The 23,205-nt window shown below is 70.2% G+C and carries 22 protein-coding genes, 3 tRNA genes and 1 pseudogene; 24 read left to right on the top strand and 2 right to left on the bottom strand.

What is annotated here, in order from left to right:
• Positions 1–94: 94 nt before the first annotated feature.
• A pseudogene (locus ACGFI2_RS26870) lies at positions 95–184 on the bottom strand (GntR family transcriptional regulator); the annotation flags it as partial.
• A gap of 262 nt (positions 185–446) precedes the next feature.
• On the opposite strand from ACGFI2_RS26870, the gene ACGFI2_RS26865 reads away from it, so the two are divergent.
• Both ACGFI2_RS26865 and ACGFI2_RS26860 read left to right on the top strand, forming a co-directional pair.
• A complete protein-coding gene (locus tag ACGFI2_RS26865) occupies positions 447–626 on the top strand; it encodes a hypothetical protein (protein ID WP_393521913.1) in 180 nt (59 codons plus the stop codon).
• Positions 614–964, top strand: coding sequence for a hypothetical protein (locus ACGFI2_RS26860; RefSeq protein ID WP_393521911.1), 351 nt, complete (start codon positions 614–616; stop codon positions 962–964). Before ACGFI2_RS26865 ends, ACGFI2_RS26860 begins: the two co-directional genes overlap by 13 nt.
• Before the next feature lie 86 nt (positions 965–1,050).
• Here the strand turns inward: ACGFI2_RS26860 and ACGFI2_RS26855 are convergent, their stop codons facing one another.
• A complete protein-coding gene (locus tag ACGFI2_RS26855; protein WP_393521909.1) occupies positions 1,051–1,545 on the bottom strand; it encodes a hypothetical protein in 495 nt (164 codons plus the stop codon).
• A 599-nt stretch (positions 1,546–2,144) separates the two neighbouring features.
• Between ACGFI2_RS26855 and ACGFI2_RS26850 the strand changes: the two genes are divergently transcribed.
• From ACGFI2_RS26850 to rpsG, 22 genes are all read left to right on the top strand, one after another.
• Positions 2,145–2,279, top strand: a complete 135-nt coding sequence (locus ACGFI2_RS26850) for a hypothetical protein (RefSeq protein ID WP_393521907.1) — start codon at positions 2,145–2,147, stop codon at positions 2,277–2,279.
• A gap of 35 nt (positions 2,280–2,314) precedes the next feature.
• Positions 2,315–4,840, top strand: coding sequence for a putative bifunctional diguanylate cyclase/phosphodiesterase (locus tag ACGFI2_RS26845; RefSeq protein WP_393521905.1), 2,526 nt, complete (start codon positions 2,315–2,317; stop codon positions 4,838–4,840).
• 95 nt (positions 4,841–4,935) lie between these two features.
• A tRNA-Thr gene (locus ACGFI2_RS26840) sits at positions 4,936–5,008 on the top strand.
• 25 nt (positions 5,009–5,033) lie between these two features.
• Positions 5,034–5,106, top strand: a tRNA-Met gene (locus ACGFI2_RS26835).
• Between the two features lie 131 nt (positions 5,107–5,237).
• Entirely contained in the window at positions 5,238–5,405 is a 168-nt protein-coding gene (rpmG, locus tag ACGFI2_RS26830; RefSeq protein WP_013288652.1) for a 50S ribosomal protein L33, read from the top strand.
• Positions 5,406–5,523: 118 nt separating this feature from the next.
• Positions 5,524–5,970 carry a MaoC family dehydratase N-terminal domain-containing protein gene (locus ACGFI2_RS26825; protein ID WP_393521904.1) on the top strand — a complete coding sequence of 149 codons (447 nt, stop codon included), beginning with the start codon at positions 5,524–5,526 and terminating at the stop codon, positions 5,968–5,970.
• A gap of 2 nt (positions 5,971–5,972) precedes the next feature.
• Positions 5,973–6,365 (top strand): MaoC family dehydratase, encoded by a 393-nt coding sequence (locus ACGFI2_RS26820; RefSeq protein ID WP_393521918.1) that lies wholly within the window; start codon positions 5,973–5,975, stop codon positions 6,363–6,365.
• 127 nt (positions 6,366–6,492) lie between these two features.
• Positions 6,493–6,565: transfer RNA gene (locus tag ACGFI2_RS26815), tRNA-Trp, on the top strand.
• Positions 6,566–6,781: 216 nt separating this feature from the next.
• On the top strand, positions 6,782–7,186 hold the full coding sequence (gene secE / locus ACGFI2_RS26810; RefSeq protein ID WP_091065734.1) for a preprotein translocase subunit SecE: 405 nt from the start codon (positions 6,782–6,784) through the stop codon (positions 7,184–7,186).
• Positions 7,187–7,221: 35 nt separating this feature from the next.
• Positions 7,222–7,944 (top strand): transcription termination/antitermination protein NusG, encoded by a 723-nt coding sequence (gene nusG, locus ACGFI2_RS26805; protein WP_393521902.1) that lies wholly within the window; start codon positions 7,222–7,224, stop codon positions 7,942–7,944.
• 150 nt (positions 7,945–8,094) lie between these two features.
• Positions 8,095–8,526: a 50S ribosomal protein L11 gene (gene rplK, locus ACGFI2_RS26800; protein ID WP_393521900.1), complete on the top strand. Its 432-nt coding sequence runs from the start codon at positions 8,095–8,097 to the stop codon at positions 8,524–8,526.
• A gap of 83 nt (positions 8,527–8,609) precedes the next feature.
• The gene (rplA, locus tag ACGFI2_RS26795; protein ID WP_393521898.1) at positions 8,610–9,326 is read left to right on the top strand and encodes a 50S ribosomal protein L1; all 717 of its coding nucleotides are present in this window, start codon (positions 8,610–8,612) and stop codon (positions 9,324–9,326) included.
• Between the two features lie 82 nt (positions 9,327–9,408).
• Positions 9,409–10,233 (top strand): ATP-binding cassette domain-containing protein, encoded by an 825-nt coding sequence (locus ACGFI2_RS26790; RefSeq protein WP_393521896.1) that lies wholly within the window; start codon positions 9,409–9,411, stop codon positions 10,231–10,233.
• Positions 10,230–10,919, top strand: coding sequence for a hypothetical protein (locus ACGFI2_RS26785; RefSeq protein ID WP_393521894.1), 690 nt, complete (start codon positions 10,230–10,232; stop codon positions 10,917–10,919). Before ACGFI2_RS26790 ends, ACGFI2_RS26785 begins: the two co-directional genes overlap by 4 nt.
• 315 nt (positions 10,920–11,234) lie before the next feature.
• Positions 11,235–11,783, top strand: coding sequence for a 50S ribosomal protein L10 (gene rplJ / locus ACGFI2_RS26780; protein WP_181570347.1), 549 nt, complete (start codon positions 11,235–11,237; stop codon positions 11,781–11,783).
• A 53-nt stretch (positions 11,784–11,836) separates the two neighbouring features.
• Complete coding sequence (gene rplL / locus ACGFI2_RS26775; protein WP_278109418.1) at positions 11,837–12,226, top strand: 50S ribosomal protein L7/L12; 390 nt, start codon at positions 11,837–11,839, stop codon at positions 12,224–12,226.
• A gap of 573 nt (positions 12,227–12,799) precedes the next feature.
• Positions 12,800–16,231, top strand: coding sequence for a DNA-directed RNA polymerase subunit beta (locus ACGFI2_RS26770; protein ID WP_393521892.1), 3,432 nt, complete (start codon positions 12,800–12,802; stop codon positions 16,229–16,231).
• Between the two features lie 80 nt (positions 16,232–16,311).
• On the top strand, positions 16,312–20,199 hold the full coding sequence (locus ACGFI2_RS26765; protein WP_393521890.1) for a DNA-directed RNA polymerase subunit beta': 3,888 nt from the start codon (positions 16,312–16,314) through the stop codon (positions 20,197–20,199).
• Between the two features lie 164 nt (positions 20,200–20,363).
• Positions 20,364–20,735, top strand: a complete 372-nt coding sequence (locus tag ACGFI2_RS26760; protein WP_393521888.1) for a hypothetical protein — start codon at positions 20,364–20,366, stop codon at positions 20,733–20,735.
• 707 nt (positions 20,736–21,442) lie between these two features.
• Entirely contained in the window at positions 21,443–21,814 is a 372-nt protein-coding gene (locus ACGFI2_RS26755) for a hypothetical protein (RefSeq protein WP_393521916.1), read from the top strand.
• Positions 21,815–22,300: 486 nt separating this feature from the next.
• Positions 22,301–22,675 (top strand): 30S ribosomal protein S12, encoded by a 375-nt coding sequence (gene rpsL, locus ACGFI2_RS26750; protein WP_393521886.1) that lies wholly within the window; start codon positions 22,301–22,303, stop codon positions 22,673–22,675.
• Position 22,676: 1 nt separating this feature from the next.
• On the top strand, positions 22,677–23,147 hold the full coding sequence (rpsG, locus tag ACGFI2_RS26745; RefSeq protein WP_393521884.1) for a 30S ribosomal protein S7: 471 nt from the start codon (positions 22,677–22,679) through the stop codon (positions 23,145–23,147).
• Positions 23,148–23,205: the final 58 nt, after the last annotated feature.

The following is a 23,205-nucleotide window of genomic DNA, read 5'->3' as shown; positions in this document are numbered from 1 at the left end:
CACCCACCAGGCACGGCACGACGAGCCAACTATCGTTCAGCCTGAGCCCACCGGCGCCAGGTAACCAACCCTCCGGCAAACCGGGGGAACCTCACGAGGGCAGCTTGTCGCCCGGCTTCAACCGGCCGGAGCTGACCTGCTCTCGGATATCCCGGGCGACCTGTAGGTAGGCAGCTTCAGACATAGGTGGTGCTCCCAGCTTGGCGGCTGGTGCAAGCAGACCACATCTCCGGCTCGACTTACAACGCTATGTGTCGTAGCTGTTGACCCTGCGCGCATTGCGTCTTAAGTTGCTCGTGGGGCCTCCCAGCTTGGCGGCCGGGTCGTCCCGCCGTGGGTGCCCCGTCTCCCAGCGACGGCTGATGGGGTGCCTGCGTGCTCCTTCACTGGCGGGAGGCGAGATGACTGAACCGGGCGATGCCGCCCACCGACTCCATCGGCGAGCTGTGACGCCGGAGCGGCGGCTGGACACGCCCTTCCTGGTGGCGTTGTCCTGGGCGATCATCGACTACCACGTGGCGTACACATGCTCCCGCTGCCGCCCGTACGGCTGGTGTCCTCGGGTCGTGGTGGCGCGGGCCCGCATCCGCGCCTGGCGCCGGGTTCGCGACCAGTGGCGGAGCTGAGGTCCGGCACGCTGCTCCTCATCAGCAGGGCGGCAAGCGTCCAGTTCGTGAAGCCGTTCCACTTCCGGTTGATCCGCGTTCTGGACTGGACCACCTACGACGGCTGGACCTGGCTGGACGGATACCAGCTCGACGAGCGGGGTGACGCGGTGGCTCGTCGCTCGATCTTCGTGCTGCGACGCGGGTTGAGGCCGGGAACAGCAGTCAGACCCGGCGGCGATCTAGCCGAGGGACGTTGGAGGAACAGCGCTGATGGTGCGCAGTTGGCAGGACACCCGCTCTCGGATGAACCTCGACGAAGTCGAGGTGGCCGAGCACAAGGAGCGGATGCTCGCTGAGGCCCGCGTGAGCCGCCGCCCCAAAATGCGCGAGCATCGCGACCTGAACCGCGATCGAGAAGAGTGAGGTGCGGGTGGCCGCCGGATCAGCGGTGCCCGTCGATCAGGCGTCGGGCCTCGCTGATCACGTCCGCGTCGACGTCCGCGGTCATGGCGTCGGCGCCCGGACCGTACTCCGCGTACTCGTAGGCGTTATCCAGCGCGACCAGATCGGCGGCCAGGGGAGTGCCGTCCCAGGTGATGTGCAGGTACGCCCAGACCGTCAGCTCGCGAGGTGCGATCTCGTGCGCGAGCAATCGCCGGGCCATGAGCCGGACGGCCGCCTCCTCGCCCTCTCGGCTCCCCTCCGGGTAATAGGTGAGAGAGAGTTCCGTCAGGGCGTCCGGGAGCCACCGCCGCAGCTCGTCGTGCTCCTCGCCCTTCGCGCAGGAGGCTCCGGCGAGGATCCTGAGGGTGGGGCTGTCCACGCCTGCCGCGAGGCAGTCGCAAGCGGCTTCGATCACCTGGGCGGCGGTGCCCGGGCCGGTGCTCCAGAGGATCGCGGTCTCCTGGAGTCGGGTGCGGGCGGCATCGGCGAGCATCGCCACATGATCCGCCAACGGAGTCGTGCGGCGGTAACGGTTTGCGAGGGTGCGAAGTCCGGGTATTCAGCGATACATGTCAGTGCCCGGTCGCCGTTCGATCAGCGGGGTCAACACGTACCCCGAAGCCGGCGACGGCCGGCGACTGACCGCGATCGTGCTCGCACTGCTTGGTCGGGTCGGTTTCCGTGCCCGGCGTTGACGGTCGCGCCAGGGGTGGCGTACGTCAGGTGGATTTCGCCGTGAGTGAGGGAATCACCCTCTGGCGCTCATGCCGAATGCAGGTATGGTGGTCTATGGCCGGAGCCGACCTCGTCTTGCCGACGGGTCGTGGGCCAGCCGAGCATGAGCGCTGGTGGGACGAAGTTTTCGCGTGTCTTGATCGCTTCGCGGTGAACGTCGGAATCCGCAGTGGACGGACCCGGCGGCCATCTCCCAAGCCAATGACCTGGCTGCCCGTGGTGGGTGCCTGGGCCGAACGGCGGAACCTGACAGCTACTCGGGCTGCACGGGGCTTCACGCCTTTTCTGCCCCTGACCGGTGTGGCACGATCGTGGAACCTCCACCATCCCTGTGACACTCTCCCGACAGGAGCAATCATGTCTGGTCGAAGGTTGGGCCGGCTGCTCGGCTCGCTCCTCGTGCTCGCCGCCGTTCTGGTCGGTTCCGGTGCCATCGGCACCTCGGAAGCGCAACTGGGCGACGTCATCTGGGCCGCCAACATCCTCCGGTGACCCAAGGACCGCCTCGTGCGGCACAGGGGAGTGGTATGGCCGGCCGGAACCAAGGACGCAGATCGACGGAGCGGGCCTGGCTCATCACCGCACCCCTGACGCTCGGTGCGGTCGTCTTCAGCACCGCGATCGCAATCATCGCGGACCATCCCATCGGGGATTGGGCCTGGGCCCTCGTGCTGCTCGTCGTGATGACGGCGGTCAGCGTCCCCGTTCTCAACTTCGTCGTCCGGCGCCAGTCGGTGGCCGTGACGTTGACCGAAGTGCCGTTGGTGGTGGCACTGTTCTACCTGCCACCACTGACGGTGGTCCTCATCTACACGCTGTCGACGCTCGGCTGGTGCGTCTGGCACCGCTTCACGTCGGCGAAACTCTGGTTCAACGCGGCCAAGGCCGCCGCCGCGACCTCGCTGGCCGGTCTCGTCCTGCTGGCCCTGCCGGCGTTGCAGGGCGTCGACCGCCCCGTCACCTGGGCCAGCCTCTTCGTCGCGATCAACGCCATCACCCTGGTCAGCCTGCTGTCCGTGGTCGGCGTGCATGTGCTCCTCCAGGGTTGGCAGCCCGGCCGCGAGGCGTTGCGCACCGCCCCGTCCGTCTTCCTGACCTCGTCGATCAACGCCTCGATCGGTCTGCTCATCCTGATCGCGTTGGAGACGACCTGGTGGTCCGCGCTGCTGCTCGGCGCCCTCTTCGTCGCGCTCGGCCAGGTCTACCGCTCCTACTCCCAGTTCTTCCAGCAGCACCGCACGCTGGCCGGCATGTACGACCTGGCCCGCCTGATCACCAACAGCGCCGAGGGCGCCCTGAGTGACGTGCTGCTCGACCGGGTCCGCGCGCTGATGCAGGCGGAATACGCCACGCTCTGGCTGCCCGCCCAGGGCCGGCACCCGGAGGTGCTGCTCACCGCCCGGGTCGACGCGCCGGGGCTGCTGGACGTCGCCCCGACCCCGGCGGTGTTCCGGGAGCAGGCGCGCAGCCTGGGCCGTACGCTGACCACCGGCCGGCAGATCGGGGCCGACACCGCGCTGCGCGGCGTGGCGGACGTGAAGCAGGTCAAGGACGCCATCGTGGTGCCGCTGCGGTCGGGGCAGGCGGTGATCGGGACGCTCGAGGTGGTCAACCGGATCAGCGACGTCGGCCACTTCACGCCGCGCGACCTGCCCGTCTTCGAGACGGTCGCCGCGCACGCCGCGGTCGCCCTGGAAAACTCCCGCCTCGTCGACCGGCTCCGGCACGATGCCGACCACGACGCGCTCACCAAGCTGCCCAACCGGCGGCGGCTCACGTCGGCGGTGGCCGAGGCGATCAAGATCAAGGCGCCGGACGAGGTGGTGGCGCTGCTGCTCTTCGACGTCGACCGGCTGCGCCAGGTCAACGAGTCGCTGGGGCATGCGGCCGGCGACAAGGTGCTGGTCGAGGTGGCCGAGCGGCTGCGCGCCTGCGCGCCCTCCTCGGCGCTGGTGGGCCGCGCCGGCGGCGACGAGTTCCTGGTGACGCTCCGGCTGGAGAGCGCGAACGCGGCGCTGGAACTGGCCGCCCAGCTCCGCGAGCAGATCCGCGACGAGATGGTCTTCGACACGCTCACCCTGGACGTGGACACCGCCGTCGGCGTGGCCGTCCACCCCGACCACGGCGGCGACGCGGTGGCCCTGCTCCAGCGCGTCGACCTGGCCGCCACCGCGGCCAAGTCGGTGCCGGGCAGTGTGCAGCTCTACAGCCCGGCGCTGGAGTCCCGCTCGCTGCGTCGGCTCGGCCTCGCCGGCGACCTCGAGCGGGCGTTGGCGGCCGGCGACCTGGAGGTCTACTTCCAGCCCAAGGTGACGCTGCGGGACCGCCGCCTGGTGGGCGTCGAGTGCCTGGCGCGCTGGGAGCACGCCGCCCACGGCGCGGTCGAGCCGGACGACTTCGTGGCGGTGGCCGAGCACACCGGCCAGCTCGAGCGGCTCACCGAGTTCGTGCTGCGGGAGAGCCTGCGGCGCAGCCGCGACTGGAGCCACGGGGAGCAGGCGCTCTCCGTCTCGGTCAACCTCGCCGCCCGTACGCTCAACGACCAGCACTTCCCGGCGCTCGTACGCGACCTGCTGGCGGAGTACGGGGTCCCTCCGCAGCGGCTCACCCTGGAGATCACCGAGTCGGGCGTGCTGGACGGCACCGAACGTCCCATCCCGACCCTGCGCAGCCTCCGCGACCTCGGGGTCCGGCTCTCGGTCGACGACTTCGGCACCGGCAACTCGTCCCTGGCCCAACTGCGCCGGCTGCCGGTGCACGAGGTCAAGGTGGACCGGTCGTTCGTGCAGGGGATGGCGACCGACCCGGGCGACCTGGCCATCGTCAACGCGGTGGTGACGCTCTCCCAGCAGTTCGGCCTGACGGTGGTCGCCGAGGGTGTGGAGAGCGAGCTGACCCTGGAGCTGCTCCAGGACATCGGCTGCGAGATCGGCCAGGGCTTCCTGTTCAGCCGGCCGCTGCCGTACGAGCGTCTGGAGGCCTGGTTCGGCGCCCAGGTCGACCCCGAGACGATCGCCCCCGGGGAGCTTCCGCGCCTGCGCGTGGTGCCCTGATCAGGCGCTACACCTGTCGGGGGGATCCGATTTCACCTCGGGGACGAGGTCGTGTACTGTTTCCTCTGCGCGACACCCGAAGGGTGATCGAGCAGGCCCCCTTAGCTCAGTCGGCAGAGCGTCTCCATGGTAAGGAGAAGGTCTACGGTTCGATTCCGTAAGGGGGCTCAAAGGGTCCGGCTGGACCCGCCACGGCGGTGTAGCTCAGATGGCAGAGCAAGCGGCTCATAATCGCTGTGTCGCCGGTTCAAGTCCGGCCACCGCTACTCTCGTCCTCCGGGTCCGCCCGGTGGCCGGTGGGATGGGCGCCACAGGCGCCCACTTTGCATGTCCGCGTCGTCAGCGCGTACGCTGACACGCTGTAGTTGATACTCCTGAGCGAGGAAGGCACTCCGCCGTGGCGAAGGCGACCGATGTCCGGCCGAAGATCACTTTGGCGTGTGTGGAGTGCAAGGAGCGCAACTACATCACGCGCAAGAACCGTCGTAACGACCCGGACCGCATCGAGCTGAAGAAGTTCTGCCCCCGGGACGGCAAGCACACCGTCCACCGCGAGACCCGCTGACGCCGGCCGGCGCCGCCGGCCCCGCAGCAGCTTCACCGACGCCGATCCGCCCGGTCGACGGCCTGAGGGCCACCCGACCGGGCGGATCGGCGTTCGTGTTTCCGTGTAGGTTCGCGGCATGTCCCTGGACCCGTCCTTCGTCGGCCGGACCTATCCGCCGACCGCCCCCTACCAGGTGGGCCGAGAAAAGATCCGCGAGTTCGCCACCGCCGTCGGGGCGACCGACCCGGCGCACCACGACCCGGAGGCGGCCCGGGCACTGGGCCACGCCGACGTGGTGGCGCCGCCGACCTTCCCGGTGCTCGTGACCATGGCGGCCAGCCGGCAGATCGTCGACGATCCGGAGCTGGGCGTCGACTACAGCCGGGTCGTCCACGGCGACCAGCGCTTCGCGTACACCCGGCCGGTGGTGGCCGGGGACGAGCTGGTCTGTGTGAACACCATCGAGGACGTGACCACCCGGGGTGGGCACGGCTTCCTGACCACCCGCACGGACGTGAGCACGGTGGACGGTGAGCCGGTGGTCGCGGTCTGGGCCAAGATCGTCGTACGCGGGGAGAGGTGAGCATGGAACTGCCGGTGCAGACCTACCGGGTGACCCGGGCGGACCTGGTCCGCTACGCGGGCGCCTCGGGCGACTTCAACCCGATCCACTGGAGCGACCGGATCGCCACCGGGGTGGGCCTGCCCGGGGTCATCGCCCACGGCATGTTCACCATGGCCCTGGTCGGCCGCGCGGTCGCCACCTGGGCCGGCGCGCCGGACGCGGTGGTCGACTTCGGCGTCCGCTTCACCCGCCCGGTGGTCGTCCCGGACACCGACGAGGGCACCGAGATCGAGGTCGCCGCGGTGGTCAAGGAGGTCACCGAGGACGGGCTGACCAGGCTCGACATCACCGCCACCTGCCGCGGTGAGAAGGTGCTGTCGCAGGCTCGGGCACTGATCCGCACTTCTCGCTGAGGGGCGGCCCGACGCGCGAGGGGCAGACCGGTTGGGAAAGTCGTACGACTACCCGTACACTGGTCCGCCGTGGGGCAAGTGACCCCCGCTCGGCACAACGTGTCCGGGTGGAGGTGAGTTGCCGCACAGGGGTGTAGCTCAATTGGCAGAGCAGCGGTCTCCAAAACCGCAGGCTGCAGGTTCAAGTCCTGTCACCCCTGCGCCTCAGGCCTGACCGTTCCCGTGGGTCGCGTCGCCGTTCGCGGCGGCGTCCGGCCCGTGGTGGTGGCACCGGTGGGGTGGTTCCGAGGCGATCGGGGCCCTCCCGTCCGGTCCGCCGGCCGCGGCCCGTCGCGGGACGGTTGGTCCGGCCGGCGTGACCAACACGCTGCGTACGCCACCCGGCGTGCGACCCCATACCCCGCACGGAGGGCGAAGTGGCCGAGAAGAAGCGGCGCGGCGAGGACGACGGCGACGAGCGTCTTAACGACGACGCGACTGTCGACGGCGTTGCCGACGACGATGTGGCCGACGACGCCGCCGACGCGGACGAGCCGGTCTCCCGGGGCGGCACCGCGACCCGCAAGCGGGCGCACGCCGAGCCGGCCGAGGGCCGGAAGACCCGCAAGGACACCGAGCGGATCGGGCTCTTCGCCCGCATCGCGCGGTTCTTCCGCGAGGTCGTGGCCGAGCTGCGTAAGGTCATCTGGCCGACCCGCAAGGAGCTGCTGACCTACACGGCGGTGGTGGTCACCTTCGTCGCGGTGATGCTGGCGATCGTGGCCGGCCTGGACTACGGCTTCGCCAAGGCGGTGCTGTGGGTCTTCGGCAACCCCAGCTGACCTGCGGACAGCGATACTGACGGAAGTGAGCGAGCGTGCCTGAGTACGACGAGACCGCCGAGACCCCGGACGAGCAGTCCGCGGTGGCGACGGCGGACAGCAACGAGTCGGTCGAGGCCGCCAGCGAGCCGGAGTTCCCGACCACCGAGCCGGCCCCGGAGGAAGACTTCGACCCGGTCGCCGAGCTGCGCCAGAAGCTGCGCTACGCGCCCGGCGACTGGTACGTGGTGCACTCGTACGCCGGCTACGAGAACAAGGTCAAGACCAACCTCGAGACCCGGATCACGTCCCTCGACATGGAGGACTACATCTACCAGGTCGAGGTGCCGACCCGGGAAGAGGTCGAGGTCAAGAACGGCAAGCGGTCGCAGGTCCAGGCGAAGGTCTTCCCGGGCTACATCCTGGTCCGGATGGAGCTGACCGCCGAGTCCTACTCCTGTGTCCGGAACACCCCGGGGGTCACCGGCTTCGTCGGCGCCACCGACCGGGCCGACCGGCCGGCGCCGCTGAGCCTCGACGAGGTGCTCAAGTGGCTCGCGCCTGCGGTCGAGACCGAGCAGAAGAAGGCCAAGCCCGAGATCAAGGTCCTCGACTTCGAGGTCGGTGACTCGGTCACCGTCACCGACGGCGCGTTCGCGTCGCTGCCAGCGACGATCAGCGAGATCAACGCCGACCAGCAGAAGCTCAAGGTGCTGGTGTCGATCTTCGGCCGGGAGACGCCGGTCGAGCTGAACTTCAACCAGGTCGCCAAGATCTGACGTACGCCCGCACCGGCGGTCGGTCCTCGCGGGCCGGCCGCCGGTGTCGCGTGAGACTGCGCTATCCTAGAACGTCGGCCGTCCGCACCGCGCTGACCGTGCGCGCCCGCGGGCGGCGGAGAATCCCAGTTTCAAGCCCCAGGAAGAGACATGCCTCCGAAGAAGAAGCTCGTCAAGACGTTCACGCTTCAGCTGCCGGCGGGCCAGGCCACTCCGGCGCCGCCGGTCGGCCCCGCGCTCGGCCAGCACGGCGTGAACATCATGGAGTTCTGCAAGTCCTACAACGCGCAGACCGAGTCCCAGCGGGGCGACGTCGTCCCCGCCGAGATCAGCGTCTACGAGGACCGCACCTTCACCTTCGTGCTGAAGACCCCGCCCGCCGCCCGGCTGCTGATCAAGGCCGCCGGTGTGCAGAAGGGCTCGGGCGTCCCGCACAAGGAGAAGGTCGGCTCGGTGACCCGCGCCCAGCTGCGTGAGATCGCCGAGAAGAAGATGGCGGACCTCAACGCCAACGACATCGACCAGGCCGAGAAGATCATCGCCGGCACCGCCCGGTCGATGGGCCTGACCGTCGGCGACTGATCTCGCTCCACCGCTCCGCCCGATCCGTTCGTGGGAGGGCCGCGATCCCGCGCGCCCGCCAGAGACCACAGGAGTCACCAGAAATGCAGCGCAGCAAGAGCTACCGCAAGGCCGCCGAGGTCATCGACCGCTCGAAGCTCTACGCCCCCGCCGAGGCCGTCAAGCTGGCCAAGGAGAACACCAACGTCAAGTTCGACGCCACGGTCGAGGTCGCGATGCGCCTCGGCGTCGACCCCCGCAAGGCGGACCAGATGGTCCGCGGCACGGTCAACCTGCCGCACGGCACCGGTAAGACCGCCCGCGTGATCGTCTTCGCCGCCGGCGCGAAGGCCGAGGAGGCCGCCGCGGCGGGCGCGGACGAGGTGGGCACCGACGAGCTGGTCGCCCGCATCCAGGGTGGTTGGCTGGACTTCGACGCCGCGATCGCCACCCCGGACCAGATGGCCAAGATCGGCCGGATCGCGCGGATCCTGGGCCCGCGCGGCCTGATGCCGAACCCGAAGACCGGCACCGTGACCATGGACGTCACCAAGGCGGTCGCGGACATCAAGGGCGGCAAGATCACCTTCCGGGTGGACAAGCACTCCAACCTGCACCTGATCATCGGCAAGGCCTCGTTCTCCGAGACCCAGCTGGTCGACAACTACGCCGCGGTGCTGGACGAGGTGCTGCGCGCCAAGCCGTCCGCGGCCAAGGGCACCTTCCTCCGGAAGATCACCCTGACCACCACCATGGGCCCGGGCGTCCCGGTCGACCCGAAGATCGTCAAGAACCTGCGGGAGGGCTCGGCCGAGGCCTGAGCAGCCACACTCCCCGGACGGGGCCCCGCCACCACGCCGTGGCGGGGCCCCGTTCGTCTGTCCGTTGTGGCAGGCTCGGCGCATGCGGCTCGACGAGGTCTGGCTCCGCTACCGACGGCACGGCCCGTGGGTGCTGCGGCAGGTCGACGTGGCGATCGGCGTCGGTGAGGTCGCGGTCGTGCTCGGCCGCAACGGGGCCGGCAAGTCCACGCTGCTCCAGCTCGCCGCGGGGGTGCTGCGACCGAGCCGGGGCCGGGTGACCGACCGGCCGGCGACGGTCGGCTGGGTGCCGGAGCGCTTCCCCGCCGACCAGCCGTTCACCGTCGGGGCCTACCTGTCCGCGATGGGCCGCGTCGCCGGGCTGCCCGGTCCCGCCGCCGACCGAGCGGTGCGCCACTGGGTCGAGCGGCTGGGCCTGACCCGTTTCCGCGACGTCCGCCTGCCGCAGCTGTCCAAGGGCACCGCCCAGAAGGTCGGCCTGGCGCAGGCGTTGCTGCGCCCGCCCGGCCTGCTGGTGCTCGACGAACCCTGGGAGGGGCTGGACGCGGCCGCCCGCGAGCTGGTCCCCGAGATGATCGGCGAGGTGCTGGCCGGCGGCGGTGCGGTGCTGGTCAGCGACCACCGGGGTGAGACGGTCCGGCTGCCCGGCGCCCGGCAGTGGTCGGTCGCCGACGGCACGCTGACCGAGACGGCGCCGTCGGAGGGCTCGGCCGTCGCGGTGGTCGAGCTGGCGGTGCCGACCGCGGGCCTCGCCACCGCCGTCGCCCGCCTGCGCGCCGACGGCCACCAGATCCTTCGGGTACGCGACCACGCCGTCCCCGCCGCCGAGTCACCCGGCCAACCCGTCGCGGGCCCACCGGATGCCGAGGGCATCTCGTCCGGAAAGGCGTCGGAGGTGAGCCGGTGATCGCGCTCGTGCGGCTGCGGCTGGCCGGCTTCGTGCGTACCGGACGGGCGCTGGCGCCGGTGCTGGCCGGCCTGCTCGCCCTCGGCATCCTCTACGGCGGCGGTCGGGCCCGGCCGGCGGAGGCCTACGGGGTCTCCGCGGCGGTGCTCTTCCCGGTGCTGGCCTGGCAGTCCAAGATCCTGCTCGACGTCGAGCCCGACGTGCAGCGCCGGCTGGCCCGGGTGGTGGTCGGGCCGGCCCGGGAGCGGGCGGCCGGGCTGCTCGCGGCGCTTGTGGCCGGGCTCGCCGTGGTGCTGGTCGCGCTGGTGCTGCCGTGGCCGATCGGCGGGCTCACCACGGCGGCCGGTCCGGACGGGCGGCCGGCCCTGGTCGGCGTGGCGCTCGGGCTGTGGGCGCACCTGCTCGCCCTGCCGGCGGCGGTGGCCCTCGGTGCGCTGGCCAGCCGGGCGATCACCCGCAGCGCCGGCTACGGGGTGGCCGTGCTGGCGGTCGGCGCGGTCGGGTTCGTGGTGTTCGGGCTGTCCGGCTCGGTGGCGCCGTGGCTGGTCCCGCCGGTGATGGCGACCGCGCGGGCGGTCACCGGGCCGGTCGCGCTCGGCACCGGGCTGCTGCTCACCGGCTGGGCGGCGCTCTGGTCGGCGGTGGCGCTGGCCGGCTACGCCTGGGCTCGCCGGAGCCGCGCCTGACCGGCGGGTGACCGGGAGCACCCGGAGGCGATTTGGCGGGCCGGCCCTGGTCGCGTAGCCTGATGCGGTAGTTCCACCCACAGACCGCTGGTCACCGTGCCCTGGCACGGTCGAAGGTCCCGCGACGACGGGCGACCCGCGCAGGGCGGCAAGCGAAACTCGGTGTCACACACGGTCCGCCGACTGTGCCCATGATCCCGGCCCTCGCCCCGTGCGCCCCGCGCCGGGGCTTTTTCGTTGTCGTGGCTCCTCCGGCGCCGTCGCGAGTTCTCTCGCCGCCGGCGTGCCAGCTCCGAGCAACGAGAGAGGAGGGACATGGCGGACAAGCCGATCCGGGCCGACAAGGCCACGGCCGTCGCCGAGCTGACCGAGAGCTTCCGCTCTTCGGGGGCCACCGTGCTGACCGAGTACCGCGGGCTCACGGTTTCGCAGCTCACCCAGCTGCGGCGCACGCTCGGCAAGGAGACCAGCTACACGGTCGCGAAGAACACGCTGGCCAAGCGTGCCGCGGCCGATGCGGGCATCTCCGGCCTCGACGAGCTGTTCACCGGTCCTACCGCGCTGACTTTCGTTTCGGGCGACGTCGTCGAGGCGGCGAAGGGGCTTCGCGACTTCGCGAAGGCCAACCCGAAGCTCGTCATCAAGGGCGGTGTCTTCGAGGGCAGGGCCATTTCCGCGGCCGAGGTCACGAAGCTCGCCGACCTGGAGTCCCGCGAGGTGCTGCTGGCCAAGCTGGCCGGCGCCATGAAGGGCAACCTGAGCAAGGCCGCGGCCCTGTTCCAGGCTCCGCTCTCCAAGGCCGCCCGCGCGGCGGCCGCCCTGGCGGACAAGAAGCGCGAGCAGGAGGGCGCCGAGGCGGCCTGAGGCCGCACGGCGCACCACATTCTTAGTTTCCACTTGCAGAAAGGACGCCAGCCATGGCGAAGCTCAGCACCGACGAGCTGCTCGACGCGTTCAAGGAGATGACGCTGATCGAGCTCTCCGAGTTCGTGAAGCAGTTCGAGGAGACCTTCGAGGTCACCGCCGCCGCTCCGGTCGCGGTTGCCGCGGCCGGCGGTGCCGCCGGTGGCGCTGCCGCCCCGGCCGAGGAGGAGAAGGACGAGTTCGACGTCATCCTCGACGCCGACGGTGGCAAGAAGATCCAGGTCATCAAGGTCGTGCGCGAGCTGACCGGCCTGGGCCTCAAGGAGGCCAAGGACCTGGTCGAGGCCGCTCCGAAGGCCGTCCTGGAGAAGGCCAACAAGGAGACCGCCGAGAAGGCCAAGGCCAAGCTCGAGGGCGAGGGCGCCAAGGTCACCCTCAAGTGACGTTGGTCTGACCTGACGCGCGTCCGGCTCTTGTGAGCCGGGGCACCACCGCGTCGCGGCGGGCGGTGATCCGGAAGCGGATCACCGCCCGCCGTGTTGGTGCTCCCCGGCGGCAGCGGCGTGAGCAGGGCGTACAGGTTTCTCGTACCGGCCTCTCAGCGATGCCCGCCGGTAGTCCGTCGGTGGGAAAGACACCCCGAGCGGTAACCGGCCCTTGACGCGGCACCGGCAGTGCAGGCACGCTGACATCAGCAAGACCTTCCGCGCTTGCAACGGCCGCCACTCGGGTAAGGCAACGGCAGCACCACCGCCGCCGCACCACGAGCGGACCGGCAGGAGCGTCGCGTTCCGAGCGGCCCGGCGGACCCGGTTTTCCGAGGTCCCAGGGCTTGTTCCGCGACGACCTGCGGGGTGGGCTGGACAGCGGTTAGCCTCTCGGCTACACTGCTAGTTTGCGCTGCCTTCCGACTTGACCCCTGCTCGGAAATGTCCGATTGTGGATATTTCTGGTGGGGTCATTGGAGTGCACGCGTACCAGCCGTTCTGCAGCACCGGTCCTCGGAAGGACGCATCTTGGCAGCTTCCCGCCCTGCGAAGACCAGTCGTACGTCGAGCGCTTTCGCGCCCCGCCGAGTTTCTTTCGGTCGGATCACCGAACACCTCGAGGTCCCCAACCTCCTCGCCATTCAGAACGAGTCGTTCGACTGGCTCGTCGGCAACGAGGGATGGCAGGGCCGGTCGGCGGACGACCCGCACGCACGCTCGGGTCTCGCGGAGATCCTCGAAGAGATCAGTCCCATTGAGGACTTCTCCGGCACCATGTCGCTGTCCTTCTCCGCTCCGCGCTTCGACGAGGTCAAGGCCTCGATCGAGGAGTGCAAGGAGAAGGACCTGACCTACTGCGCGCCACTGTTCGTGACCGCGGAGTTCACCAACAACACCACCGGCGAGATCAAGAGCCAGACGGTGTTCATGGGTGACTTCCCGATGATGACGCCCAAGGGCACCTTCATCATCAACGGCACCGAGCGCGTCGTGGTCAGCCAGCTCGTCCGCTCGCCGGGCGTCTACTTCGACAAGCAGCCGGACAAGACCTCCGACCGCGACCTCTCCAGCGTCAAGGTCATCCCGAGTCGGGGTGCCTGGCTGGAGTTCGACATCGACAAGCGCGACACGGTCGGCGTACGCATCGACCGCAAGCGTCGGCAGGCCGTCACCGTCCTGCTCAAGGCCATCGGGTGGTCCGCGGAGCGCATCCGCGAGAAGTTCGGCTGGTCCGAACTCATGATGACCACGCTCGAGAAGGACCACATCGCCGGGCAGGACGAGGCGCTGCTCGACATCTACCGCAAGCTCCGCCCTGGCGAGCCGCCGACCCGCGAGAACGCCCAGACCCTGCTCGACAACCTCTTCTTCAACCCGAAGCGGTACGACGTCGCCAAGGTCGGGCGCTACAAGTTCAACAAGAAGCTCGAAGTGGGCGTGCCGATGAACACCGGCACGCTGACCGAGGACGACATCGTCGCCACCGTGGAATACCTCTGCCGGCTGCACGCCGGTGAGGAGGGCTACGAGGCCGACGACATCGACCACTTCGGCAACCGTCGCCTGCGCACCGTGGGCGAGCTGATCCAGAACCAGGTCCGGGTGGGTCTCTCCCGGATGGAGCGGGTCGTCCGCGAGCGGATGACCACCCAGGACGTCGAGGCGATCACGCCGCAGACCCTGATCAACATCCGCCCGGTGGTGGCGGCGATCAAGGAGTTCTTCGGTACGTCGCAGCTGTCCCAGTTCATGGACCAGACCAACCCGCTGGCGGGTCTGACCCACCGGCGCCGGCTGAGCGCGCTCGGCCCGGGTGGTCTGTCCCGCGAGCGGGCCGGCTTCGAGGTCCGCGACGTGCACCCGTCCCACTACGGCCGGATGTGCCCGATCGAGACGCCGGAAGGCCCGAACATCGGCCTGATCGGCGCGCTCTCCACCTTCGCCCGGGTCAACCCGTTCGGCTTCATCGAGACGCCGTACCGGAAGGTCATCGACGGTCGGGTCACCGACCAGATCGACTACCTGACCGCGGACGAGGAGGACCGGTTCGTCAAGGCGCAGGCCAACGCGCCGCTGAGGTCGGACGGCACGTTCGCCGAGGACCGCGTCCTGGTCCGCCGTAAGGGCGGCGAGACCGAGGACGTGGCGCCCGGGGCCGTGGACTACATGGACGTGTCGCCGCGGCAGATGACCTCGGTCGCCACCGCGATGATCCCGTTCCTGGAGCACGACGACGCGAACCGCGCGCTCATGGGCGCGAACATGCAGCGTCAGGCGGTGCCGCTGGTCAAGGCCGAGGCCCCGCTGGTCGGCACCGGCATGGAATACCGTGCGGCCGTGGACGCCGGCGACGTGGTCGTCGCCGAGGTCGGCGGTGTGGTCGAGGACCTCTGCGCCGACTACGTCACCGTCCACCAGGACGACGGCCACCGCCGGACGTACCTGCTGCACAAGTTCCGCCGCTCCAACGCCGGCTCCTGCGTCAACCAGAAGCCGGTCGTCTTCGAGGGCGACCGCGTCGAGGCCGGTCAGGTCGTCGCCGACGGGCCGTGCACCGACGAGGGCGAGATGGCGCTCGGACGCAACCTGCTGGTGGCGTTCATGTGCTGGGAGGGCCACAACTACGAGGACGCGATCATCCTGTCGCAGCGCCTCGTGCAGCAGGACGTGCTCACCTCGATCCACATCGAGGAGCACGAGGTCGACGCCCGGGACACCAAGCTCGGTCCGGAGGAGATCACCCGCGACATCCCGAACGTCAGCGAGGAAATGCTCGCCGACCTCGACGAGCGCGGCATCATCCGGATCGGCGCCGAGGTCGTCCCCGGCGACATCCTGGTCGGCAAGGTCACGCCGAAGGGCGAGACCGAGCTGACCCCCGAGGAGCGGCTGCTCCGCGCGATCTTCGGTGAGAAGGCGCGCGAGGTCCGTGACACCTCGCTGAAGGTGCCACACGGCGAGACCGGCACGGTCATCGGCGTGCGTACCTTCTCCCGCGAGGACGGCGACGAGCTGCCCCCGGGCGTGAACGAGCTGGTGCGGGTCTACGTGGCCCAGAAGCGCAAGATCCAGGACGGTGACAAGCTCGCGGGCCGCCACGGCAACAAGGGCGTCATCTCCAAGATCCTGCCGATCGAGGACATGCCGTTCCTGGAGGACGGCACCCCGGTCGACATCGTGCTGAACCCGCTCGGTGTGCCGTCCCGGATGAACATCGGCCAGGTCCTGGAGACCCACCTCGGGTGGGTGGCCAAGACCGGCTGGAGCGTCGACGGTGACGACGAGGAGTGGAAGCGCCAGCTCAAGTCGATCAACGCGCACGAGTCCGAGCCGGACACCAACGTGGCCACCCCGGTCTTCGACGGTGCCCGCGAGGAGGAGATCTCCGGTCTGCTGGCGTCGACCCTGCCCAACCGGGACGGCAACCAGCTGATCGGGCGCACCGGCAAGGCGCAGCTGTTCGACGGTCGTTCCGGCGAGCCGCTGCCCGACCCGATCGCGGTCGGCTACGTCTACATCCTGAAGCTCAACCACCTGGTCGACGACAAGATCCACGCCCGGTCGACCGGCCCGTACTCGATGATCACGCAGCAGCCGCTGGGTGGTAAGGCGCAGTTCGGTGGCCAGCGCTTCGGTGAGATGGAGTGCTGGGCCATGCAGGCGTACGGCGCCGCCTACGCCCTGCAGGAGCTGCTGACCATCAAGTCGGACGACGTCCTCGGCCGGGTCAAGGTCTACGAGGCGATCGTCAAGGGCGAGAACATCCCCGAGCCGGGCATCCCGGAGTCGTTCAAGGTGCTGCTCAAGGAGCTGCAGTCGCTGTGCCTCAACGTCGAGGTGCTCTCCAGCGACGGTGTGGCCCTGGAGATGCGCGAGACCGACGACGAGGTGTTCCGGGCGGCGGAGGAGCTGGGCATCGACCTGTCCCGGCGCGAGCCGAGCTCGGTCGAAGAGGTCTGAGGCGGTGATTCGGGGGCCGGCTCGCCGGCCCCCGATCCCGCCCGTTAGCTAGCAGTACAGACGACGACATAGGGGACACAGTGCTCGACGTCAACTTCTTCGACGAGCTGCGCATTGGTCTCGCCACCGCCGACGACATCCGTCAGTGGTCCCACGGCGAGGTCAAGAAGCCCGAGACCATCAACTACCGCACCCTCAAGCCGGAGAAGGACGGGCTCTTCTGCGAGAAGATCTTCGGTCCGCAGCGGGACTGGGAGTGCTACTGCGGTAAGTACAAGCGGGTCCGCTTCAAGGGCATCATCTGCGAGCGCTGCGGCGTCGAGGTGACCCGCTCCAAGGTTCGCCGGGAGCGGATGGGTCACATCGAGCTGGCCGCTCCGGTGACCCACATCTGGTACTTCAAGGGCGTGCCGAGCCGGCTGGGCTACCTGCTGGACCTCGCCCCGAAGGACCTCGAAAAGATCATCTACTTCGCCTCGTACGTCGTGACGAGCGTGGACGCCGAAGCGCGTCACCGCGACCTCTCGACCATCGAGAACGAGATCCTGGCCGAGAAGCGGCAGGCCGAGAACAGCCGCGACTCGGAGATCGAGAAGCGGGCCGCCAAGCTCGAGGGCGACCTCGCCGAGCTGGAGGCCGAGGGCGCGAAGGCGGACGTCCGGCGCAAGGTCAAGGAGGGCGGAGAGCGCGAGATGCGCCAGATCCGCGACCGGGCCCAGCGCGAGATCGACCGTCTCGACGAGGTTCTCGACACCTTCCGCAAGCTGGAGCCGAAGCAGCTGGTCACCGACGAGCTGCTCTACCGCGAGCTGCGCGACCGCTTCGGTGAGTACTTCACCGGCAGCATGGGCGCCGAGGCCATCAAGGCGCTGGTCCAGAACATGGACCTCACCGCCGAGGCGGAGAACCTGCGCGAGACCATCCGCTCCGGCAAGGGCCAGCGGAAGATCCGTGCGCTCAAGCGGCTGAAGGTCGTCGCGGCGTTCCAGAACACCCGGAACTCGCCGCTCGGCATGGTGCTGGACTGCGTCCCGGTCATCCCGCCGGACCTGCGCCCGATGGTGCAGCTCGACGGTGGCCGCTTCGCGACCTCCGACCTGAACGACCTGTACCGGCGTGTGATCAACCGGAACAACCGCCTCAAGCGGCTGATCGACCTCGGCGCGCCCGAGATCATCGTCAACAACGAGAAGCGGATGCTCCAGGAGGCCGTCGACGCGCTGTTCGACAACGGTCGTCGTGGTCGTCCGGTCACCGGCCCGGGTAACCGGCCGCTGAAGTCGCTCTCCGACATGCTCAAGGGCAAGCAGGGCCGGTTCCGCCAGAACCTGCTGGGCAAGCGCGTCGACTACTCCGGCCGTTCGGTCATCGTGGTCGGCCCGAAGCTCAAGCTGCACCAGTGCGGCCTGCCCAAGCAGATGGCGCTGGAGCTGTTCAAGCCGTTCGTGATGAAGCGGCTGGTCGACCTCAACCACGCGCAGAACATCAAGTCCGCCAAGCGGATGGTCGAGCGGCAGCGGCCGGTCGTGTGGGACGTGCTGGAAGAGGTCATCGGCGAGCACCCGGTCCTGCTGAACCGGGCGCCGACCCTGCACCGGCTGGGCATCCAGGCCTTCGAGCCGCAGCTGGTCGAGGGCAAGGCCATCCAGATCCACCCGCTGGTCTGCACCGCGTTCAACGCCGACTTCGACGGTGACCAGATGGCGGTCCACGTGCCGCTGTCCGCCGAGGCCCAGGCCGAGGCGCGGATCCTGATGCTGTCGTCGAACAACATCCTCAAGCCGGCCGACGGCAAGCCGGTCACCATGCCCACCCAGGACATGGTCATCGGTCTCTACCACCTCACCCACCTCACTCCGGGGGGTCAGGGCGAGGGCCGCGCGTTCAGCTCGGACGCCGAGGCGCGGATGGCGTACGACAGCGGTGAGCTGCACCTGCAGACCCCGGTCCGGATCCGGCTGCACGACGTGGTCGGTGTCGACAACGGCGCCGGCGCCGAGCCGTGGACCGCGCCCGAGGGCTGGGTCGAGGGCGGAACGGTGACCGTCGAGACCACCCTGGGTCGGGTCCTGTTCAACGAGACGCTGCCCCCGGGCTACCGCTTCGTGAACTACGAGATCCGCAAGGGCCAGCTCTCCGCGATCGTCAACGACCTCGCCGAGCGCTTCCCGAAGGTGGCCCTGGCGGCCACCCTGGACGGGCTCAAGGAGGCCGGTTTCCACTGGGCCACCTGGTCCGGCGTCACCATCGGCATGGAGGACGTCATCGCTCCGCCGCGCAAGCGGGAGATCCTGGAGCGGTACGAGAAGGAAGCCGACCGGATCGACAAGCAGTACCAGCGTGGTCTGATGACCGCCGAGGAGCGTCGCGGCGAGCTCATCGAGATCTGGACCAAGGCGACCAACGAGGTCGCCAAGGAGATGGACACCGCGCTGCCGCAGGAGAACCCGCTGTGGAAGATGATCCACTCGGGTGCCCGCGGTAACCTGCTCCAGCTCCGGCAGATCGCGGCGATCCGTGGTCTGGTGGCCAACCCGAAGGGCGAGATCATCCCGCGGCCGATCAAGGCCTCGTACCGGGAGGGTCTGTCCGTGCTGGAGTACTTCATCTCCACGCACGGCGCCCGGAAGGGTCTCGCGGACACCGCCCTGCGTACCGCCGACTCGGGTTACCTGACCCGTCGTCTGGTGGACGTCTCGCAGGACGTCATCATCCGCGAGGAGGACTGCGGCACCGACCGTGCCATCCCGATGCAGATCGGTGAGCAGCTGGACGGCAAGCTGGTCGTGCACGAGCACGCCGAGACCAGCGTGCACGCCCGGACGCTGGCCGACGACATCAAGGGGCCGGACGGCACCGTGGTGGCGCACCGCGGCCAGGACATCAACTCGATCGGGGTCGACGCGATCGTGGCGGCCGGGGTGGAGACGGTGCGGGTGCGGAGCGTGCTCACCTGCGAGTCGAAGCTGGGCGTCTGCGGTGCGTGCTACGGCCGCTCGCTGCCGACCGGCAAGACCGTGGACGTCGGCGAGGCGGTCGGCATCATCGCCGCCCAGTCGATCGGTGAGCCGGGTACGCAGCTGACCATGCGTACCTTCCACACCGGCGGTGTCGCGGGTGAGGACATCACCCAGGGTCTGCCCCGTGTCCAGGAGATCTTCGAGGCCCGGGTGCCGAAGGGCAAGGCGCCCATCGCCGACACCCCCGGCCGGATCCGGATCGAGGACGGCGAGCGGTCCCGCAAGATCGTGGTCATCCCGGACGACGGCAGCGACGAGATCGTCTACGACAAGATCTCCAAGCGGGTCCGGCTCCGGGCGCACGACGGCGACCACGTCGAGGTCGGCGAGAAGCTCACCGAGGGCACCATCGACCCGCACGAGCTGCTGCGCATCCTCGGCCCGCGCGCGGTCCAGGTCCACCTGACCCAGGAGGTCCAGGAGGTCTACCGCTCGCAGGGTGTGCTCATCCACGACAAGCACATCGAGATCATCATCCGCCAGATGCTCAAGCGGGTGACGGTCATCGACTCCGGCTCGACCGAGTTCCTGCCGGGCGTGCTGGTCGACCGGGCGCTGTTCGAGTCGGAGAACCGCCGACTCGTCGGTGAGGGTGGCGAGCCCGCCGCCGGTCGCCCGGTGCTGATGGGTATCACCAAGGCCTCGCTGGCCACGGATTCCTGGCTGTCGGCGGCCTCCTTCCAGGAGACCACCCGGGTGCTGACGGACGCGGCGATCCACGCCCGCAGCGACTCGCTGATCGGCCTCAAGGAGAACGTGATCATCGGTAAGCTCATCCCGGCCGGTACCGGCATCAGCAAGTACCGCAACGTCCGGGTCGAGCCGACCGAGGAGGCGAAGGCCAAGGTCTACTCGATGACCGGCTACCCGGAGACCGACTACGGCTTCGGGCCGGCCAGCGGCCAGGCGGTGCCGCTGGACGACTTCGACTTCGGGTCGTACCGCTAAACCGCACGAACGACGAGGCCCCCGGCACCCGCCGGGGGCCTCGTCGCGTCCGGGACCGTTTGATCCACACCAGTACGCCGAGGTGGTGGGGTCGACGGGCCCGGATGCCGCCACCTCGGCGGGCTGGTGCGCCGGCACGCCGGGCCGGAGGCATGATGGAGGGCATGACGACCGTGCCCGGGCAGCAGGTGCCCGTCGTGCCGCAGGCGCAACGCCATCCGCACGATCCTGAGCCGGTCCGCTCCACGAAGGCCCGCGCCGTCTTCGCCCTCGGCCTGATCGGCGCGCTTACCGGCTTCTTCGTCGGCGGGGTGGTGCCCGCCACGCTCGCGCTCACCCTGGCCCGGCAGGCCCGCCGGGAGGCGTACGCCTCGGGGGGTTACCTCACCGGCGCCGACTGGCTGCGCCGCGGTGAGCGGCTGGCCCGGGTCGGCCTGGTGCTGGGCGCGGTCGCGGTGGTGGCGGCGGTGGTGATCGGAGTGGTTCGGCACGCGGACGCCTCGTTCGGGCACGACTACGCCCCGAACTTCGACTGACCCGGCGGGGGAGCGGGCCCGCGCCCGCCCACCCGGTGGTGACCCGCGACGGTAGCCTGGCCGGTGTCCGCCGCGTGGCGGGTGAGCCATGTGGACAGGAGGACGCCGTGACGGAACCGGCCCCGCCGGGAGGCGACCCGACCCGCCCGGGTGCCGGGCCGGATCCCGCCCCGCCGCCGGCCGCCGACGCGGTCAGCCCGTGGGCCGCCCCGCACGCCTCGCCCTGGCCGCACTCCGCGCCTCCGTCGGAGTCGGCGCCGCACTCGGCGCCGCCTCCGGGGTCCGGGCAGCACGTTGCGCCTCCGCACTCCGCGCCGCCGGAATCGGCGCCGCCTCCGCACTCCGCGCCGCCCGGCCCCTGGCCGCCGGCGGGACCGTACCCGCCGGGCCCGCACGCCGGGTCCGCTGCGCCGGATCAGATGGGCGCGCAGGGCTCGGGGCCGGCCGGGCCGTACCCGCCGGGCGCGCAGGGTGGGCCGGCCGGGCCGTACCCGCCCGGGGCGCACGGTTCGGCGTACCACCCGGGGCAGGCCGGGTACGGCGGTTCCGGGCCGGCGCTCGGGGCGTACCCGGGTAGCGGGCCGGCCCACGGCGGTGGCTGGGGGACGCCGGGGAGCGCGCCCGGCGGCGGCTGGGGACCGGCCGGCGGGCCGGCGTTCCCGCCGCCCCCGCGGGAGGCGCCCCGGCCGCCGAAGCGGGTCGACGCGGTGCCGGGCACCCCGTTCGGGGTGGTCCACCTCGACGTGCCGCCGGTCACGTCCGGCCTGGCCATCGGCTCGCTGGTCACCGGCATCGGCTCGATCCTGGTGTCGCTGCTTGTCTTCTGCTTCGGCGTGGCCGGTCCCGACTACGGGGGCGCCTGGGCGGCCGGCGCCTTCACCGTGCTCGGCGCGCTCGCCGGCGTCGGGGCGATCGTGGCCTGGCTGTTCGCCCGCCGGCAGATCCGGCGGCCGGCGCCACCGCCGGCGGTCCGGTTCACCGGCGGCGGGCTGGCCGTGGCCGGCCTCGGCTGCGGTGCGGTGGGGCTGCTGTTGAGCGTGGTCGGGCTCGGTATCGCCCTGGTGGTGCAGATCACGTGAGCCGGGCCGGAGTCCAGGCCGGTTCTGGCCGAAATGCCCGGGATTGGAGGGCAAGGGGGAGATCGGGGCCGCCGGGTCGTGCCCGGGACGAGCCGGTACACTTGACGACGTAGGTGCCCATCGAGGGCGCGCCGGTGACGCGGGAGCCGGCCGGCAGGGCTGCGACGCGGTCCTCCCGAGCCGATCCGTTTTGACCGGCGCGGCTGTGATAGGTACTCTTTCCCCTTGCGCCCGGGCCAGCCCGGGCAATGCGTGCGTGCGCTGGAGCCGGTCAGCCGGTGATCGCGCGGTCGCACCACCAAGACCAAAGATCCGGTACGACGCGTAAGCGGCGCGACCGGGCCGTGACTCGGGCGACACGCCCGACCGCGGGTGCTGGGACCCCGTCAGGCGGCCCCGGCTGGAATGTAGGAGAGCCGTCCATCAGGCCGGCTAGAGCAGACGGCGCGGTCGCCTCGCAGCGGCCGAAGGGAGCGGAGAAGCCCGGTGCCCACCATTCAGCAGCTGGTCCGAAAGGGCCGACAGGCCAAGACGACCAAGAGCAAGACCCCGGCACTCAAGGGGTCCCCCCAGCGGCGCGGCGTGTGCACCCGCGTGTACACCACCACCCCGAAGAAGCCGAACTCGGCGCTGCGCAAGGTCGCTCGTGTCAAGCTCAGCAGCCAGATCGAGGTGACCGCCTACATCCCGGGCGTCGGCCACAACCTGCAGGAGCACTCGATCGTGCTCGTGCGCGGCGGCCGTGTGAAGGACCTCCCCGGCGTGCGGTACAAGATCGTGCGCGGCTCGCTGGACACCCAGGGTGTCCGCAACCGCAAGCAGGCTCGCAGCCGTTACGGCGCGAAGAAGGAGAAGAGCTGATATGCCGCGTAAGGGACCCGCTCCGCGGAATCCGCTGGTCGCTGACCCGGTGTACAACTCGCCGCTGGTCACCCAGCTGGTGAACAAGATCCTGATGCGCGGCAAGCGTCAGCTCGCCGAGCGCATCGTGTACGCCGCCCTGGAGGGCTGCCGCGAGAAGTCCGGCACCGACCCCGTCGTCACGCTCAAGCGGGCGATGGACAACGTGAAGCCGACGCTCGAGGTGCGCAGCCGCCGGGTCGGTGGCGCCACCTACCAGGTTCCGGTCGAGGTGCGGCCGACCCGCGCGACCACCCTCGGTCTGCGCTGGCTGGTGACCTACTCCCGGGCCCGGCGTGAGAAGACCATGATCGAGCGGCTGATGAACGAGCTGCTGGACGCGAGCAACGGTCTCGGCGCCGCCGTCAAGCGGCGCGAGGACACGCACAAGATGGCCGAGTCCAACAAGGCCTTCGCGCACTACCGCTGGTAACACCTGAGGTTTCGGCGCCCATCGGGCGCCGGAACCACCACCAGTTGTGTCGAGACGA

The sequence above is a fragment of the Micromonospora sp. NPDC049282 genome (genome assembly GCF_043197045.1).
Taxonomy (GTDB): Bacteria; Actinomycetota; Actinomycetes; order Mycobacteriales; family Micromonosporaceae; genus Micromonospora.
This window is presented reverse-complemented; position numbering and strand designations above follow the sequence as displayed.

Coding starts and splice junctions, on each gene's coding strand:
- ACGFI2_RS26855 (WP_393521909.1), bottom strand. CDS start 1,545: ATGCTCGCCGATGCCGCCCGCACCCGACTCCAGGAGACCGCGATCCTC.
- ACGFI2_RS26820 (WP_393521918.1), top strand. CDS start 5,973: ATGGAACTGCCGGTGCAGACCTACCGGGTGACCCGGGCGGACCTGGTC.
- rplJ (WP_181570347.1), top strand. CDS start 11,235: ATGGCGGACAAGCCGATCCGGGCCGACAAGGCCACGGCCGTCGCCGAG.
- rplL (WP_278109418.1), top strand. CDS start 11,837: ATGGCGAAGCTCAGCACCGACGAGCTGCTCGACGCGTTCAAGGAGATG.
- rplA (WP_393521898.1), top strand. CDS start 8,610: ATGCAGCGCAGCAAGAGCTACCGCAAGGCCGCCGAGGTCATCGACCGC.
- ACGFI2_RS26790 (WP_393521896.1), top strand. CDS start 9,409: ATGCGGCTCGACGAGGTCTGGCTCCGCTACCGACGGCACGGCCCGTGG.
- rpsG (WP_393521884.1), top strand. CDS start 22,677: ATGCCGCGTAAGGGACCCGCTCCGCGGAATCCGCTGGTCGCTGACCCG.
- rplK (WP_393521900.1), top strand. CDS start 8,095: ATGCCTCCGAAGAAGAAGCTCGTCAAGACGTTCACGCTTCAGCTGCCG.
- ACGFI2_RS26845 (WP_393521905.1), top strand. CDS start 2,315: ATGGCCGGCCGGAACCAAGGACGCAGATCGACGGAGCGGGCCTGGCTC.
- ACGFI2_RS26760 (WP_393521888.1), top strand. CDS start 20,364: ATGACGACCGTGCCCGGGCAGCAGGTGCCCGTCGTGCCGCAGGCGCAA.
- ACGFI2_RS26825 (WP_393521904.1), top strand. CDS start 5,524: ATGTCCCTGGACCCGTCCTTCGTCGGCCGGACCTATCCGCCGACCGCC.
- ACGFI2_RS26850 (WP_393521907.1), top strand. CDS start 2,145: ATGTCTGGTCGAAGGTTGGGCCGGCTGCTCGGCTCGCTCCTCGTGCTC.